At 60.6% G+C, this 15,568-nt stretch carries 14 protein-coding genes and 1 tRNA gene; 12 read left to right on the top strand and 3 right to left on the bottom strand.

Going from position 1 to position 15,568, the window contains the following annotated elements; all coding sequences use genetic code 11:
- The 5 genes from EN925_RS03925 to EN925_RS03905 all read left to right on the top strand — a co-directional run.
- Positions 1-189 (top strand): hypothetical protein (locus EN925_RS03925; protein ID WP_164894126.1); only part of this gene is annotated, 189 nt, incomplete at its 5' end.
- 5 nt (positions 190-194) lie between these two features.
- A complete protein-coding gene (ccoS, locus tag EN925_RS03920; protein ID WP_081714250.1) occupies positions 195-350 on the top strand; it encodes a cbb3-type cytochrome oxidase assembly protein CcoS in 156 nt (51 codons plus the stop codon).
- Between the two features lie 728 nt (positions 351-1,078).
- Positions 1,079-1,696 carry a hypothetical protein gene (locus EN925_RS03915; protein WP_063169219.1) on the top strand — a complete coding sequence of 206 codons (618 nt, stop codon included), beginning with the start codon at positions 1,079-1,081 and terminating at the stop codon, positions 1,694-1,696.
- A gap of 280 nt (positions 1,697-1,976) precedes the next feature.
- The gene (ubiM, locus tag EN925_RS03910) at positions 1,977-3,158 is read left to right on the top strand and encodes a 5-demethoxyubiquinol-8 5-hydroxylase UbiM (RefSeq protein WP_024502870.1); all 1,182 of its coding nucleotides are present in this window, start codon (positions 1,977-1,979) and stop codon (positions 3,156-3,158) included.
- A 175-nt stretch (positions 3,159-3,333) separates the two neighbouring features.
- A complete protein-coding gene (locus tag EN925_RS03905; RefSeq protein WP_082826564.1) occupies positions 3,334-5,235 on the top strand; it encodes an EAL domain-containing protein in 1,902 nt (633 codons plus the stop codon).
- 1,453 nt (positions 5,236-6,688) lie between these two features.
- Here the strand turns inward: EN925_RS03905 and EN925_RS03900 are convergent.
- Both EN925_RS03900 and EN925_RS03895 read right to left on the bottom strand, forming a co-directional pair.
- Positions 6,689-8,011 (bottom strand): integrase, encoded by a 1,323-nt coding sequence (locus EN925_RS03900; protein WP_063169217.1) that lies wholly within the window; start codon positions 8,009-8,011, stop codon positions 6,689-6,691.
- A gap of 114 nt (positions 8,012-8,125) precedes the next feature.
- Positions 8,126-8,215, bottom strand: a tRNA-Ser gene (locus tag EN925_RS03895).
- Between the two features lie 404 nt (positions 8,216-8,619).
- Here EN925_RS03895 and EN925_RS03890 point away from each other — a divergent pair.
- The 4 genes from EN925_RS03890 to EN925_RS03875 all read left to right on the top strand — a co-directional run bounded on the left by EN925_RS03890 (position 8,620) and on the right by EN925_RS03875 (position 10,927).
- A complete protein-coding gene (locus EN925_RS03890) occupies positions 8,620-9,300 on the top strand; it encodes a 50S ribosomal protein L21 (RefSeq protein WP_127368020.1) in 681 nt (226 codons plus the stop codon).
- A 97-nt stretch (positions 9,301-9,397) separates the two neighbouring features.
- Complete coding sequence (gene rpmA, locus EN925_RS03885; protein WP_013529063.1) at positions 9,398-9,667, top strand: 50S ribosomal protein L27; 270 nt, start codon at positions 9,398-9,400, stop codon at positions 9,665-9,667.
- A gap of 120 nt (positions 9,668-9,787) precedes the next feature.
- Positions 9,788-10,375 (top strand): GNAT family protein, encoded by a 588-nt coding sequence (locus EN925_RS03880; RefSeq protein WP_164766114.1) that lies wholly within the window; start codon positions 9,788-9,790, stop codon positions 10,373-10,375.
- Between the two features lie 21 nt (positions 10,376-10,396).
- A complete protein-coding gene (locus EN925_RS03875) occupies positions 10,397-10,927 on the top strand; it encodes a GNAT family protein (RefSeq protein WP_127368022.1) in 531 nt (176 codons plus the stop codon).
- 7 nt (positions 10,928-10,934) lie between these two features.
- On the opposite strand, the gene EN925_RS03870 is transcribed toward EN925_RS03875, so the two are convergent.
- The gene (locus EN925_RS03870; protein ID WP_013529066.1) at positions 10,935-11,804 is read right to left on the bottom strand and encodes an endonuclease/exonuclease/phosphatase family protein; all 870 of its coding nucleotides are present in this window, start codon (positions 11,802-11,804) and stop codon (positions 10,935-10,937) included.
- Positions 11,805-11,937: 133 nt separating this feature from the next.
- Here EN925_RS03870 and obgE point away from each other — a divergent pair, with 133 nt between their 5' ends.
- From obgE to EN925_RS03855, 3 genes are read left to right on the top strand one after another with little or no spacing between them, the layout of a single operon-like run.
- On the top strand, positions 11,938-12,969 hold the full coding sequence (gene obgE / locus EN925_RS03865) for a GTPase ObgE (protein ID WP_013529067.1): 1,032 nt from the start codon (positions 11,938-11,940) through the stop codon (positions 12,967-12,969).
- Positions 12,970-12,973: 4 nt separating this feature from the next.
- Positions 12,974-14,164, top strand: a complete 1,191-nt coding sequence (gene proB, locus EN925_RS03860) for a glutamate 5-kinase (RefSeq protein WP_127368023.1) — start codon at positions 12,974-12,976, stop codon at positions 14,162-14,164.
- A 3-nt stretch (positions 14,165-14,167) separates the two neighbouring features.
- Entirely contained in the window at positions 14,168-15,454 is a 1,287-nt protein-coding gene (locus EN925_RS03855) for a glutamate-5-semialdehyde dehydrogenase (protein ID WP_127385438.1), read from the top strand.
- Positions 15,455-15,568: the final 114 nt, after the last annotated feature.

Here is a 15,568-nt window from a genome sequence, read left to right as displayed (position 1 = left end):
GTCTACAATGCCGTCGCCGTGCCGATCGCCATCCTGGGCCACGCCACGCCTTTGTTAGCGGCGATTGCCATGTCTGCCTCATCGGTGCTTGTTATTGGAAACGCATTGCGCTTGCACGGCTTCGGGGCGAATGCGACGCTGCAAGTTATTCAAAAAGTCGGACGCTCCGCAGTCAGCTATTCGGCATAATCCTCGTGACGACGTTGCTCTATCTCATACCAGTGGCCCTTTTTCTGGGTGCACTGGGTGTGTCCGGCTTCGTCTGGGCATTGCGAAGCGGTCAATACGAAGATCTCGACGGAGCCGCCGAGCGGATACTAATTGATCGGGACGACAAACCGGAACGCTGATTTCAATCCGCTGTGCATAAGATGCGCGGATCGCGCTCGTCAGTCGAGCCGGCTCGGTCGGGAACAAGCTGTCCATGCTCCATGCTCCATGCTCCATGCTCCATGCTCCATGACCATCTTGACCTAAGCTGCACACTACATTTGTGAAAAGCCTCTGTCGTGCGAAGGACTGCCTCCCATTGCACCCAGTATGAGGCGTGTGATGCCACGAGAGTACCTCGCGTGGCCGGACGAGAGCTTGGCAATGTGCGCACGGGTTCCAAAGTGGAACGTCACGGTCGATCACCTGACCGTGAACCGCCAGTGCCGATTGGTCATGTCTGGCTGATCCAGATCAGGGTCATACTCATCGGCGTGGTCTATTGACCAGTCTTCGACGGAGAAATGCATGACTTACGGAAAGATTGGTCGTCATTATCAGCACCTTCACGGTTCTGGGTTTTCTGTCGTGTGGTCGGCCATGCCTTGTGCTTACGGCGCAGCCATTAGCTGACCGGCGTCGTGTGTATCTCGCTTGCTGGCTGACCATCCGCGTGGCTTGCGCGGACAGGGGGCCGATCAACAGCTTTCGCCTTTGATGGGTTGTGTGCGTCGTTGCCGATCCATCCCGATTCCCGGCCCGCGCCTTGAGGCTATGCGACGGTACCGGAACCCAGCGCACGTCACGCGGTTCCGCGCGCGTGGTGTCCGCTCGTCACGACGATGAACGAACAAGCGGCTGGAGTACCATGAACACCGTACACATCATCGACTGCCACAATGCAAATGACTACTTCGCCGACAGGCAAGAGGGACCGATCGTGCAGCACTTGTTAAAGGCTGTCAACATCCGCGCGGAGCTCCAAATGGCGTTGAACCGAACGAAATTTGGTGAGGCTGTAGTACGAGCGATGGAGGCGGAGTGCGACGTGCTTCACATCGCCGGGCACGGCAATGGTGACGGGATCGCTTCGTCCAGTGGGCGAAGTGGCCTTCTTTGGGCTGACTTCGTAAAAATGTTCCAGGGCTCGCATCCAGCGCCGAAGATCCTCGTGATGTCAACGTGCTGCGGAGCATCATCGGGGTTGGGACGTGCGTTTTCGAAATCGATCAACCGTCCGAAGTTGATCATTGGTTCGAGTGACGCGCGCTATTTCGACGACTATGTCGCCGCGTGGGCTTTGCTCTATCGGCGACTGAATTGCAAGGACATCGACATCGAAGCCATGCAGCAGGTTCTTGATGAGATATGCGCGGTCGTGGATAAAAGTTTCCGCTACCTTGGCTGGGATGACGAGAGAGAGCGCTACGTTCGATACCCTCACCCTCGCAAGAGAGCCCGCTTCGACGTCGTGGAGCGTGAGTAGTATGCGCAAGGGTTCCAGGTGGAATGTGGCGATCGATGCGGCGCGGCCGTCGCTGACCAGCGTCGCGAGTGTCTCGCTTGCTGGCGGCGATCTGCGCGGCTGCGCGGCGAAAGGGCGGGATCGGTTAGCCGCATCCACCTCTGAGCGCTTTGAGTGCTTCGTTGCCGATCGATGCGAATCTCCCGGCCCAGCGCCTTTAGGCAATGCGGCGGGCACGGAGCTCATGTCACTCGGCTCAGTTCCACCGTTACACGAGGATAGGCGACCGGATGGCGGCACGCTGATGGGCTCTGACGATAATTTTGACATCGTTGTCGTTGGAGCCGGCCCGGTCGGCCTTTCGTTCGCTGCGTCGCTTGCCCAAAGCGAACTCAAGGTGGCAGTTGTTGAACAGAACACATTCGATAGTCTGGCGAATCCGGCTTTCGATGGTCGCGAAATCGCGCTGACCAACGCTTCGATCAGAACCCTTCGCGAGCTCGGCGCCTGGGATGTCATCCCGGCTTCGGACAAATCAGCACTTCAAGGCGCGCGCGTGCTCAACGGCTCGAGCGCATTCGCTCTTCGTTTCGATCCTCCCAGCAACTCTGGAGAACCGCTGGGGGTTTTGGTTCCAAATTGCCGGATCCGCGAGGCGCTGTTCAAAATCGTCCGCTTGCAGGATCGCGCCCGGCTGTTGTGCGGCCACTCGGTCGTCGATGCAACAAACAGCCAAGAAGGAGCAGTCGTAACGCTCTCTAATGGCGCGCGTTTAACTGCTCGGCTGGTTGTTGCCGCGGATTCGCGTTTGTCCGCCACGCGTGATCTGCTAGGCATCGGCGCCGATATCAACCGGCTTGGCCACTCGATGCTGATTTGCCGAGTGAGGCACGAGCGCGCCCACCACCAGATCGCCATCGAATGGTTCGATCACCATCAGACGATAGCGATATTGCCCCTCGCGGAGGGCATGTCGTCGCTGCTGCTCACATTGCGCTCAAACGAGGCCTATAGACTGCTTGCCTTCGATGATGATTTGTTCCTGTCGGAGTTGACGAAACGGTGTCGAGGGCGCCTTGGAAAAATGACCTTGGCAAGCAAGCGCCACACCTATCCGCTGGTCACGACCTGGGCGCACAAATTCCGGGCGCCGAGCGCCGCACTCATCGGCGACGCTGCCATCGGCATGCACCCGGTGACCGCTCACGGATTCAACATCGGTCTCAGCAGCCAGAAGCAACTCGCCCGTGGAATCATGACTGCGTGCCGCGACGGCCGCAATGTTGGCGACCCCGACATGCTGCATATATACGAAAGGCGGCTGCGCCTGTCGGCGGCGCCGCTCTACCATGCAACGAACATATTGGTTGGACTCTACTCCAGAGACCACCTGGCGGCACGGCTTGCAAGGCATCTGGGGCTTCGCTTTGCCCAACATGTTCCCCTTGTCCGGCATGGGATTTCGGCGGAGCTCCAGCGGTGATACTGCACCAGCAGTCGCATTTTTGCGCGTGCTGGGCGAGCGATGAGAGAGTGCATGATGCACCGGAGTAATCCTGCTCCCCGACGCTGATCTCCGATTGAAGAATTAACCCGTCCTTCAGGGGGGCTGCATAGGCTGCGGACAAGCAGGAGTAAGCAAGCTGACCCGTCCAGCCTTGGAAAAAGAAGATCCGCTGGAGGCGAGAATCCTTCAGGACCAGCTCGCTGATCTGAGGGCAGGCCTTTTCGTCTCAATGCCGATAAGCATTGTGCTGTCCGGGCTGATTTTGACCGTGCAGGCCCTTTCCGGGAACGGTCTTGCTGGCGCGGCCTGGTTTTCGGTCGTTAATGCGATAAATGCCGCCCGCCTTGCACTCGCCCGTCATCAGCTGAAGGAACCCGGAGTCCAGGATGATCTGACACGGGTTTGGCTGCGGCTTCGCTGGTTTGGCAGGCTTGCTCTTCTGGCGGGATTCACCTGGTCATTCCTTGCCGTCCTAACGGCTGGATACACGACGTCTCAAGCATCGCTGCATCTAATAATTCTGGCGGGCATTTCAGCTGGCGCGGTCACGTACGGCAGCTCATATGCTGCGGCAGCGATATGCTTCATCACACCGCCACTCCTCATTGCCGCCGCATGTTTGCTGACGAAGGGAGCCCCGGAAAACTACATTCTGGCTTTTGCCGTCCTGCTTTTCGAGGGCGGCCTGGTTCGATCCTCGTTCGTTGGACAAGCGCGCTTCCGTGACGCGAGCCGCCTGAGACATCAAGCCGAGCGGCTTGCCGCGGAAATGGAGCGCAATTCCAGGGAGGACCATCTTACCGCGCTCCTCAACAGGCGGGGCCTCGAACATGCAATCGATCAGTTTGAGAACACCGATGGACCCTTTGTGGCCATGCTGATTGATCTGGACGGGTTCAAATCTGTCAACGATACCTACGGTCACAGAACGGGTGACGAGCTGCTTGCCAGGATCGCCCGCCGAATAGAGGAAGAAGCACCGGAGGGCTCAACGCTCGCCCGCATCGGTGGGGATGAATTCGTGCTGGTTTTTTCTTCGCGAAAGAATTCTCCTTCTCCCACCAATCTCGCGTCCAATCTCATAGCCAAGCTTGCTCGCCCCTATCCTGGGATCGCATCAGTCCGCATTGGAGCGTCTATAGGAATCTACTTGGCTGAAAACCCCGGACTAACGGAAATGTTGTTGCGGGCCGACATCGCCCTTTACACAGCTAAGCGCCGCGGCAGGAATGAATTTTGTCTGTTCGATGCCGAGCTAGCCCGGGAGTTGCAACGCCGCCAGTCAATCGAACGCGATCTTCATTCGGCGATAACGATGAGAAGCTTGGTCGCTTGGTTTCAGCCAATCGTAAGACTCGAAACTGAAGCCGTCGTCAGTTTTGAAGCCTTGCTAAGATGGTCTCACCCGCTTCACGGTCCCATTTCTCCGCCCGAGATCATGACAGCGGCACGCGAAACTGGAATGCTTCAGCTGCTAACTCAAACGGTATTCGCCGACTGTTGCGCTCTTATCGAGGGCTTGGTCAAAGCTGACCGTCGTGATGTTCGTGTGGCGATGAATGTTTCACCGTGCGAGTTGGAAGCTGGCGATATTGACGAGATGATTCTTAATGGTCTGGCGGCAAAAGACCTCCCTGCAACGATGTTCGACATCGAGATTACCGAAGAAGCCCCAGTGGATCCGGACAGAGTGGATGAAAAGCTCGCCCGGCTTTCACATGCTGGCATTTCTATCGCGCTCGATGACTTCGGCACCGGTTTTTCGACGTTGGCATCGCTCAAGGACAGTCGGATCAGGAAGGTGAAAATAGATCAGGGCTTCGTTCGCGGCTTAGCCAAGTCCCGGGAGAATCGGCTGCTTGTCAAAGCGGTGATTGATCTTGGTAGGACGCTCGGGATCGAGGTCATGGCCGAGGGCGTTGAAACAGAGGCAGATCGGCAAACTCTGTACAAGCTTGGCTGCAGAACCGCGCAGGGCTTCCTGTTCTCTAAGGCAGTGCCTCTCCATTTGGCACTTGATTCGGTAGTAAAAGAGCACGCGAAGGAGTTGTGACCGGCCTCTCCGTCCGTGCTGCTCGCGGAACTTTCATGTGGGGTGGACCTGACGCGCGAAAGCCGTTTCGGACGGTAGAGTTATTACGGGGGCGAAACTGAGCACGTGGTTTGGATAGCAGCAATCCGGTCCACCGGCGCACATGCAGCGGCTTCATACAAGCGTTCAAGTTGCGAGATGAGCTTGAGTGAACGACGTCGGAGAATTGCGTCCTTTGGACGCTGGTTTCGCGGTTCCCGTAGGATTCGATTACGGGAAGCGTTCTTGGCTGCTTCTCGGCTCAGCGCTCATCGGGATGAACAACGTACCCGCGGTCAAGGTCTTCGCGACCTCAACCCAGTCACCATCCCGCAACAGCAGCGGTCGGGTCCTGATCAAGCGCTCAGCCTCAGCACAGGTGCTGGAGCAACGGTAGAGCGCGGAAAACGTGTATCGGAATGCGCTGGCTCACCATAGGAAGCTGCCACGGCATGTCGAATGTCCCCAGGGGGCGGACCGTTCCCTTGCATTTGTCTCGATGACGGGCTCTCAAAGCTAAAGCCAAGAGAGCTTTATAAAAATCGCACCCGATCGGCTGCGCAACGACGACCAGCTGAGGCCCGATCGGGTGCTAAGGTCGTGCCAAAAAAGGCGCGTCACTGTCGCATTTCTAGCCGGCTTGCGATCGGACGTCATCTCTTGGCGATCGCTGCCCCTTCTCTCAAATGCGCTTAGCGGCGCCGATGGCGAATAGCGCAAGCTTTTCCACCCGTTTCTACTCCACTACCGAGACTCGTCACCAACCTCCTTTTATTCGCTTCCATATGGCCCATCCTGTCTCCAATCGAGGAGGAGCGCGAACATGGGCCAAGCCGTAGAACGTCTCAGTCTCGGGAATTCTTCTGCTCGCCAAACTGCCGTTGTCGCCGGCACCATATTTGGCAGGGTGACAGTGCACGACAAGATATCAGGCGTTCTTGTCTGGGCTGAACTATGCTTGCAAGCCATAACCCAAAAATCGCCGATCCCTTTGAATTCGAGCCGGATGAATGGGTGTTTCAAAATTTTTGGCGGTTTTAGGCAGAACCCTCCGATGGCCCGCGTACCGGTCAAGCTTCGTGAGCACTTTAGGTTCGTCGATCAGGCATAGGTTTCTTTCCCATGCCACATGCTGGCCGTTTGCCTAGTTCGGAAGCCCTCGAGAGGCGTTGCTCGTCTTGGTATGGCGTCGCCCCTTTTTCCGATCCATCGGCCACGGAGCTAGAATGGTGTCTAGCTGTTGCCGCCTACTTGGTCATCCGGCATGGAGATGCCTATATACCGACCTTCGAAAGGCTGGAATACGAGGTCGAACAAATGCGGCGGAAGCTCGGAAATCGCGAGCGAGCGCAGCGCGTGCTGGCCACGCTCAACCTAAATGGCTCGGACAGCTGGAGCCGTGAGGTTGGTTCTCAAGGCCTGGATGGCGCCGCAATCACATTCGCCCGGGCGGGGTAAAAGCGATTTTTTGGAGCCACTCGCGCTTTTGCGCTAACGAAGGTCCCGCGCCGTATTTGGGCCGGATCCATTTGTGGCCCATCAGAGAAGCAATTACCTTCTCCGGCGCCTCAACTGCCGTCAGCCGGTCCTCGAAAGTGTGTCGCAGGCTATAAAGACTATGCTCGGAAGTCGGCAGAAGTTCCTTGCTGGCGAGCACCTTGTTGACGAGCGCTGAAAGTGACGCGGCCTTGTCGCGATAACGAGGAAAGCCGTCCGGATGGAGCTTGATGGCTGCAAGTGCGCCGCCAACCAAGGGAATGTCACGGGCTGAATGACCGGTCTTCAAGCGACGGCCATTGGGGCGCACCCGCACATGCGGGATTTCTCGATCGAGGTGGATTGTTTCGGTGGTGAGGTTTGCCGCTTCAGAAAGCCTGAGTCCGGTATCGGCAATCACATAGATTAGATGGCGGGCTTCGTCATTGAGTCCGTCGAGCGCGCCTTCAGCGAGTATCTTCTCCTGAATGAACTCCGCTGTGAACGCAGCGCGTTGCCCGGGGACGGCGCCGGAAAGACGCAGGTTTCGAAAAACCGGCTCCAGCTTGAGCTGGTGAGTCAGATCGACGACGCGCAGCATTTTCGAAACATGGCCGATGTCCTTGTTGGCCGTACCGATATCAAGTCCATCCTCAACGATCCGCTTTTGCCACCACTCGCGGAACGCGATTGCGTCGTCCCGAGTGAGGCTTGCGATCTCCTTGTCGCCAATGACTCCAACCAGATTGGCAACTGCGCGCTTTTTGGGGTTACGCCATTTCTTGATTTGGTTGGGCGACATGGTCAGCAAGTTCTGTTGCTCGATCGTCTCGAATTCCTTGATAAGACCGCTCAGGCGGACCGCTGGCCGCTTCTCCCCACCCATGACGGCCGAGACGTCCTGCGCGTCCTCGATCGATTTTTTGTCGAGGAGCAGCTTGATACGGGCCATGAGTTCGTCGAGCGGCCCCGCTGCTAGTTCCTCGTTAGTGCGATAGGCCAATCCAAATGACCGCGCGCGCTTCCTCGCGGCTTCGAAACGCAGCCCCGCCTCGGCGGATTGGCCTTCCCGCAGTCTACGCCAATACGCCTCCAGCCCCGCGCCGAGGCTTTGCACTGCATCTCGCGCCCGTACACCGCGGGGATCGTCAGCCACGGCGACGCCCGTGGAAATGCGTACTAGGCAGCGGCGATCAAACGCCGCGAATTCCTTCGGCACCCTGCGGACGAGATACCAGATGCCTTCACGTTTATGCGGCTTTGGCGCTGCGGAACGTCGCATTATCTTTCTCTAATGTTACACAGTTTGTTACACAGTCTAAGATATGTTTCGCTTCGTGCTGGTCAAGCGCAACAAGGAAGCTTTTGAAAGGAAAGGATTTTTATGGAAGCTAAATGGCGGAGAGGGAGGGATTCGAACCCCCGATGGGCTTGCACCCATGCCGCATTTCGAGTGCGGTGCATTCGACCACTCTGCCACCTCTCCGCGGTCATGGTCGGCCGTTGCCGGCGCGGCGCACTAGATAACGGCTGAACGGGCAGGTTACAAGGCCAATCCGTCAGTTATTTGGCTTGCCGGGCAAGCAGCGGATTCGCGACGGTTCAGCGGCGGCGAGGCCTGGGTAGGTTGGTAACCAGTCACGCGTGCTTGCCTCGATGACGGTCACGTCGTGCAGTCGTGCTGACACGCTCGATCCTTCGGCCGCCAACAACAGTCCCGACAACAGCTGTTTGCCTTGACTCGCACTCAACCTTCGGTTAGGGACAGCGCGCAATCGGCGTGGAGGGTTCTTCCGCGCCGCTTGTTTTTTGAACCCGCAGACTGACAAAAAGACGGCTGAACCGCCAGAGGCGGCTCATCAAGGCCGACCGAACAGCGAAAGGCAAAAAATGTTCGCAGTCATTAAAACGGGTGGCAAGCAGTATCGCGTTGCCGCCAACGATCTCCTGAAGATCGAAAAACTCGAAGCCGCTGTCGGCGATATGGTCGAGATCGGCCACGTCCTCGCACATGGCGAAGGCGAGAATGTCACGTTCGGCGCGCCGTTCGTCGACGGCGCGGTGGTCACCGCCGAAGTCGTCGAGCAGGGCAAGAACCGCACCGTCATCGCCTTCAAGAAGCGCCGCCGGCAGAATTCGCGCCGCAAGATCGGCCATCGCCAGCTTTTGACCACCGTGCGGATTTCCGAGATCCTGCTGGGTGGCGCCAAGCCGACGAAGACGGCAGCGGTCAAGGCGCCGAAGAAGATGAAGGCCGAGGCCGCCACCGAGGTGCAGGCGGAAGCCGCGCCGAAGAAGGAGCCCAAGGCCAAGGCAGCCGAGACAAAGGCAGCCGAGACCGCGGCAGCGCCGCTGTTCAAGGCGCCCAAGGGTGAGCCGGACGATCTGACCGTGATCAAGGGCATCGGCCCGGTCGCAGCCAAGGATCTCAACGAGCAGGGCATCATCACCTTCGCGCAGCTCGCCAAGCTGACCGACAAGGATGTCGCCAAGATCGACGAGCACATGCCCTTCAGCGCCGACCAGATCAAGGACTGGCGCGAGCAGGCCAAGGAATTGGCGGCGAAGTAATTTTCTGGCGACCAGGTCGCCGGATCGGACTTGAAACGGAACGCGAACGCGTTCATAAGGCCTTTTAGGCGCCTTGCGGCGCAACGGAGTTAGTTAGATGGCACACAAGAAAGCTGGCGGCTCGTCGCGCAACGGTCGCGACTCGCATTCCAAGCGTCTGGGCGTGAAGAAGTTCGGCGGCGAAGCCGTCATCCCGGGCAACATCATCATTCGTCAACGCGGCACCACGTGGCATCCCGGCGTCAATGTCGGCATGGGCACGGACCATACGCTTTTTGCGCTCGAGACCGGCGCCGTGACGTTCAACAAAAAAGCCAACGGCCGAACCTACGTATCGGTCAACCCGATTGCCAAAGCCGCGGAGTAGCCGGTTCCGCACTAGAACACCGGCGCCCATCTCGGGAACCGGTGTCTGGCAAAGCCAGGAAAAGGATCAGGGGAGATGGGTTTCCATCTCCCCTTTTTCTTGTGCCTGGAGGACTTTCAAATGGTTGCCGAAGCGGAAGACTCAGAAGACGAAAGTTACGCGATAGACTGCCCGGTGCTGGTCACCGAGCGGCTGGTGATGCGGGCGCCCCACGAGGGCGATATCGCGCAGCTGGTCGAGCTTGCCGACAACCGCCATGTCGCCGAAATGCTGGCACGCATGCCGCACCCCTATGGCGAGGCCGAGGCGCGCGCTTTCCTGGCCATGACCAAATCGCGCCGGGCCGGCATTGCTTATGCCCTGACGCTGGCTGGCACCGACACCTTCCTCGGTTGCGCCGGCCTCAACACCACCGATCGCGGGCTGGAGCTCGGTTACTGGATCGGCGAGCCGCACTGGAAGAAGGGCTATGCGACGGAAGCAGCGCACGCGCTGGTCGATCTCGCCTTCCAGAGGACGTCGATCCAGGTCCTGCATGCCTCGACGCGGGTCATCAATCCGGCCTCGCGCCGCGTCATCCACAAATGCGGGTTCCAGTATGCCGGCCAGGGCATGCTGAACTCGATCGTCGCCGGCCAGGTTCCCGTCGAGCGCTACCGGCTCGATCGCAAGACCTGGACCAGCCTGCGGAACTGGGTGCATTTCTGATGGATGACGGCGGTCAAGCCAATGGTCGACAGCAGCGATATTGAAACGGCCGCGATCGCGCCGATGACGCCTGGGGATATCGAAAGCTTTCATCGCGCGCTCGATGTCGTAGCGCGTGAGCGAAAGTACTTGTCCTTCCTTGAGGCGCCACCGCTGGATCAAGTCAGAAGTTTCGCAATGGATCGTATCGGGAGAGGCGATCCGGGGTTCGTGGCCGTTGTTCGTGGCGAGGTCGTCGGCTGGTGCGACATCTCACGCCATGATCGGCTCATCCATGCCCATCGCGGCTCCCTCGGGATGGGGATTGTTCCTCCCTATCGGGGGCGTGGCCTTGGACTGCGGCTCATCAATGCAACCTTGGCGCAAGCGCGCAGGGCCGGTTTCGTCCGCATCGAACTCTCCGTGCATTCCGACAATGCTCGCGCCATCTCTCTCTACGACAAGGTCGGGTTTGTCAGGGAGGGCGTGCAGAGCGATGCCGTCCATGTCGACGGGGAATACCGCGATACGATCATGATGGCGATCGTCGAACGCGAAAACGCCGCCAGATGAATGGCCATCAGCCCAGCTCGACCCACACTGGCAGATGGTCCGAGCCGACTGCCTTTCGGTCGACCCATAGACGCTGCAGGGATCTGGCAAGCGAAGCGCTGGTGAAGATATAATCGATGCGCTTGTGCCGGCTGGGATCGGTGGGTTGCTTGGGATCAACCCAACTGATGAGATCGTCGCCGGTGGCGTTCAGCCGCAAGGCGGCATCGACGGCGAAGTCGGCGGTCAGCGGCATGCCGAATTCATGGTCCGGCCGGCCGGCGAGTTCGACATATTCGGGTGAGCCGGCCAGCATGTTGAAATCGCCCATTCCGACAAAGGCTTCGGGATGCGGCAGTTCCGGCAGGCCGATCTCGGCGACGCCGGACAGTGCTCCGCCTTCGAGCGCATAGTTCAGCATGCGTTGGCGCAGGAACTGGATCTGGCTGGCGCGTTCGAGGGGGCTGCGGTGATCGAGATGGATGGAATAGAAGCGGATGAAACCAAGCGGCGTCTCGATCAGCGCTTCCAGCGCGCCGCGCTGGAAGTTCATCATCTCGAAGCTGCGGCTGCGCGGCAAAAGCAGGTTGCGCGACAGATGAATGGGCGTCCTAGACAGCACCATGTTGCCGAGCTGGAAGGTTTTCGTCACGGCACGGCCGTTGTCGATGTGCGAACCGATATTGGCCTCGAAATTGCTGCCATAGACGGCGAAATAGTCGGGCAGCGCCTCGCCGATCTCGGCGACCATGTCGCGGCCGCCATTCCGAGGATTGTTGCGGGTCACCTCCTGCAAAGCGATCACGTCGGCTCCGCGCACGGCATCGGCGATGCGCCCGACATCGTACTGCCCGTCGAGGCCGATGCCGTACTGGATGTTGTAGGTTACAAGCTTCATTCCGACGTCTCTCCGGCCAACCCACATGGCCATTGTCACAAAACGGCCTCGCCCTTCGCCGCGCCTTGGTTTAGAGCAAGGGCCAAGGTTTAGAGCAATGCCGCAAAGCCACTAGTAGAAACTGTACAATCTCATGAAATTTCTCGATCAAGCCAAGGTATACATCCGCTCCGGTGATGGCGGCGCCGGTTCGGTGTCGTTCCGGCGTGAAAAATTCATCGAGTTCGGCGGGCCGGATGGCGGCGACGGCGGCCGCGGCGGCGATGTCTGGCTGGAGGCGGTCGACGGGCTGAACACGCTGATCGACTACCGGTATCAGCAGCATTTCAAGGCCAAGACCGGCGTCCACGGCATGGGCCGCAACATGACCGGAGCCAAGGGCGCCGACGTCACGCTGAAAGTGCCGGCCGGAACGCAGGTGTTCGAAGAAGACAACGAGACGCTGATCTGCGACCTGACCGTGGTCGGACAGCGCTTTCTGCTGGCCAAGGGCGGCAATGGCGGTTTCGGCAACCAGCATTTCAAGACCTCGACGAACCAGGCGCCGCGCCGCGCCAATCCCGGCCTGCCGGGGCAAGAGCTCAACATCTGGCTGCGGCTGAAGCTGATCGCCGATGCCGGGCTGGTCGGGCTGCCCAATGCCGGCAAGTCGACATTCCTGGCGGCGGTCACCGCAGCCAAGCCGAAGATCGCCGACTATCCCTTCACGACGCTGCATCCCGGCCTCGGCGTTGCCCGCATCGACGCGCGCGAATTCGTCATCGCCGACATTCCGGGCCTCATCGAAGGCGCGCATGAGGGCGTCGGCATCGGCGATCGCTTCCTTGGCCACGTCGAGCGCACGCGTGTGCTGCTGCATCTGGTTTCGGCGCAGGAGGAAAATCCGGGCAAGGCCTACAAGACCGTGCGAGCCGAGCTCGACGCCTATGGCCATGGCCTCACCGACAAGGTCGAGATCCTGGCGCTTTCCCAGGTCGACACGCTCGACGCCGATGCGCGCAAGAAGAAGGTCGCCTCGCTGAAACGCGCTGCCGGCCGCGCGCCGATGCTGTTGTCGGCGGTCACCGGCGAGGGCGTCGAGGCGGTGCAGCGGGCGCTGATGGCGGTGATTGCTGAGGCGCGCGCGCAGATCGCGGCGCCGGTCGAGACGCGCTGGGACAAATAGGGTCATGCAGTCGCTGAGAAAATATCGGCGCATCACCGTCAAGATCGGCTCGGCGCTGCTCGTCGACCGCACGACGGGCCTGAAGCGCGACTGGCTGGCTTCGCTCGCCGACGACATTGCCGGGCTGGCCCAGGGCGGCGCTGAAATCCTCGTCGTGTCGTCCGGCGCCATCGCGCTTGGCCGCACCATCCTTGGCCTCGGCAAGCGAGCCCTGAAACTGGAGGAGAGCCAGGCGGCGGCAGCCGTGGGACAGATCGCGCTGGCCGGCGCCTGGTCGGACGCGCTCGGCAAGGGCAGCCTGAAATCGGGCCAGATCCTGCTGACGCTCGGCGACACCGAGGAGCGCCGCCGCTATCTCAACGCGCGGGCGACGATCTCGACACTCTTGAAGATGAAGGCAGTGCCGGTCATCAACGAGAACGACACGGTGGCGACTTCCGAAATCCGCTACGGCGACAATGACCGGCTGGCGGCCCGCGTCGCCACCATGATGGGCGCCGATCTTTTGGTGCTGCTTTCCGACATCGACGGGCTCTACACCGCGCCGCCGGCGCGCGACCCCAACGCCAAATTCATTCCGGTGGTCGACCGCATCACGCCTGATATCGAGGCGATGGCGGGTGCGGCCGCTTCCGAGCTGTCGCGCGGCGGCATGCGCACGAAGCTCGATGCCGGCAAGATCGCGACCGCCGCCGGCACCGCGATGATCATCACGTCGGGCACTCGGCTGTCGCCGCTGATGGCGATCGAACGCGGCGAGCGCGCTACTTTCTTTCGGCCGAGCAGCAACCCGGTCAAGGGCTACAAAACCTGGATCGCCGGCCAGCTCGAGCCGGCCGGCCGGCTTACGGTCGATGCCGGCGCCATCGGCGCGCTGCTGTCGGGCAAATCGTTGCTGCCGGCCGGCGTCAAGCTGGTCAGCGGCAATTTCTCGCGCGGCGACACGGTGGCGATCCTGTCGCCCGAGGGCCGCGAGATCGCGCGCGGGCTGGTTGCCTATGATGCCGCCGATGCCGTAAGGATCGCGGGCCTGAAGACGGCCGAGATCGAAACCGTGCTCGGCTACGAGGCGCGTTCGGCGATGATCCACCGCGACGACCTTGTGGTGAGCCATTCGGGTGACCAAGTACGGGCCGGCGACCAAACAGGGGCCGGTGACCAAGTCACGGTCGGTGGCGATGTAAGCGGAGGATGAGCCATGCTGAAACTGCATGAAAAATCCGGGGATGACACTGTCGCGCTGATGGCCGATATCGGCCGGCGCGCCCGCGCTGCCGCCCGGCCGCTGGCCATTGCCACGACCGCCGCCAAGAACGCCGCACTGCTGGCCATGGCCGAGGCGATCGTGGCCCGTGAGCAGGACATTCTCGACGCCAACGCCATCGATGTTTCGAATGGTCATGAATCCGGGCTTTCCACCTCCTTCATGGACCGGCTGAAGCTCGATCCGGCGCGCATCCGCGCCATGGCCAACGGCATCCGCGAAATCGCCGCGCTGCGGGATCCGGTTGGCGACGTGATCGCGCAGTGGGACCGGCCGAACGGTCTGCATATCGAGCGCGTGCGCACGCCGCTCGGCGTCGTCGGCGTCATCTATGAGAGCCGCCCGAACGTCACCGCCGATGCCGGCGCGCTGTGCCTCAAGGCCGGCAATCCGGTGATCCTGCGCGGCGGTTCGGATTCGCTCAATTCTTCCGCCGCCATCCACGCCTGCCTGGTCGAAGGGCTGAAGCAAGCGGGCCTGCCGGAGGATGCCATCCAGCTGGTGCCGACCACCGACCGCGCCGCCGTCGGCGAGATGCTGAAGGGGTTGGGCGGCAACCTCGACGTCATTATCCCGCGCGGCGGCAAAAGCCTGGTCGGACGGGTGCAGGCCGAGGCGCGGGTCCCGGTCTTCGCCCATCTCGAAGGCATCTGCCATCTCTACATCGACCGTTCCGCCAAGCTCGATATGGCGGTGCGGATCGCCGTCAACGCCAAGATGCGGCGCACCGGCGTCTGCGGTGCCGCCGAGACGCTGCTCGTCGACCGGGCGGTTGCCTCCACGCATCTGGTGCCGATCCTCGACGCGCTGCGCGCGGCCGGCTGCGAAATCCATGCCGATACCGAGGTGCTGAAAGTGTTTTTCGACGCCAAACCGGCGACCGATGCCGATTGGGTGACAGAATATCTCGATGCCATCATCGCGGTAAAACTGGTCGACGGTATCGGTGGTGCGATCGAGCATATCGAGACGTTTTCCTCGCATCACACCGAGGCGATCGTCGCCGAGGATGCGCAAGCCGTCGAGCGGTTTTTCAACGAGATCGATTCGGCGATCCTGCTGCACAACGCATCGACGCAGTTCGCCGACGGCGGCGAGTTCGGCATGGGAGCCGAGATCGGCATCGCCACCGGCAAGATGCATGCGCGCGGACCGGTGGGCGTCGAACAGCTGACGTCGTTCAAATACCGTGTGCGCGGGTCGGGACAGGTGAGACCTTGAGCGCTGGTCTTACCCTTCCCCTTGTGGGGAGGGTGGCGAGCATAGCGGGCCGGGTGGGGGGACGACGCTGAATTCCGCGATACCCCCACCCCGCTCCGCTTCGCGGATCGACCC

This window comes from Mesorhizobium sp. M7A.F.Ca.US.006.04.2.1, assembly GCF_004022915.1.
Taxonomy (GTDB): domain Bacteria; phylum Pseudomonadota; class Alphaproteobacteria; order Rhizobiales; family Rhizobiaceae; genus Mesorhizobium; species Mesorhizobium ciceri.
This window is presented reverse-complemented; position numbering and strand designations above follow the sequence as displayed.

Bases quoted from the DNA above. Each gene is read 5' to 3' on its own strand.
- EN925_RS03915 (WP_063169219.1), top strand. From the start codon at position 1,079: ATGAACACCGTACACATCATCGACTGCCACAATGCAAATGACTACTTC.
- EN925_RS03900 (WP_063169217.1), bottom strand. From the start codon at position 8,011: ATGCGACGTTCCGCAGCGCCAAAGCCGCATAAACGTGAAGGCATCTGG.
- EN925_RS03890 (WP_127368020.1), top strand. From the start codon at position 8,620: ATGTTCGCAGTCATTAAAACGGGTGGCAAGCAGTATCGCGTTGCCGCC.
- rpmA (WP_013529063.1), top strand. From the start codon at position 9,398: ATGGCACACAAGAAAGCTGGCGGCTCGTCGCGCAACGGTCGCGACTCG.
- EN925_RS03880 (WP_164766114.1), top strand. From the start codon at position 9,788: ATGGTTGCCGAAGCGGAAGACTCAGAAGACGAAAGTTACGCGATAGAC.
- EN925_RS03875 (WP_127368022.1), top strand. From the start codon at position 10,397: ATGGTCGACAGCAGCGATATTGAAACGGCCGCGATCGCGCCGATGACG.
- EN925_RS03870 (WP_013529066.1), bottom strand. From the start codon at position 11,804: ATGAAGCTTGTAACCTACAACATCCAGTACGGCATCGGCCTCGACGGG.
- obgE (WP_013529067.1), top strand. From the start codon at position 11,938: ATGAAATTTCTCGATCAAGCCAAGGTATACATCCGCTCCGGTGATGGC.
- proB (WP_127368023.1), top strand. From the start codon at position 12,974: ATGCAGTCGCTGAGAAAATATCGGCGCATCACCGTCAAGATCGGCTCG.
- EN925_RS03855 (WP_127385438.1), top strand. From the start codon at position 14,168: ATGCTGAAACTGCATGAAAAATCCGGGGATGACACTGTCGCGCTGATG.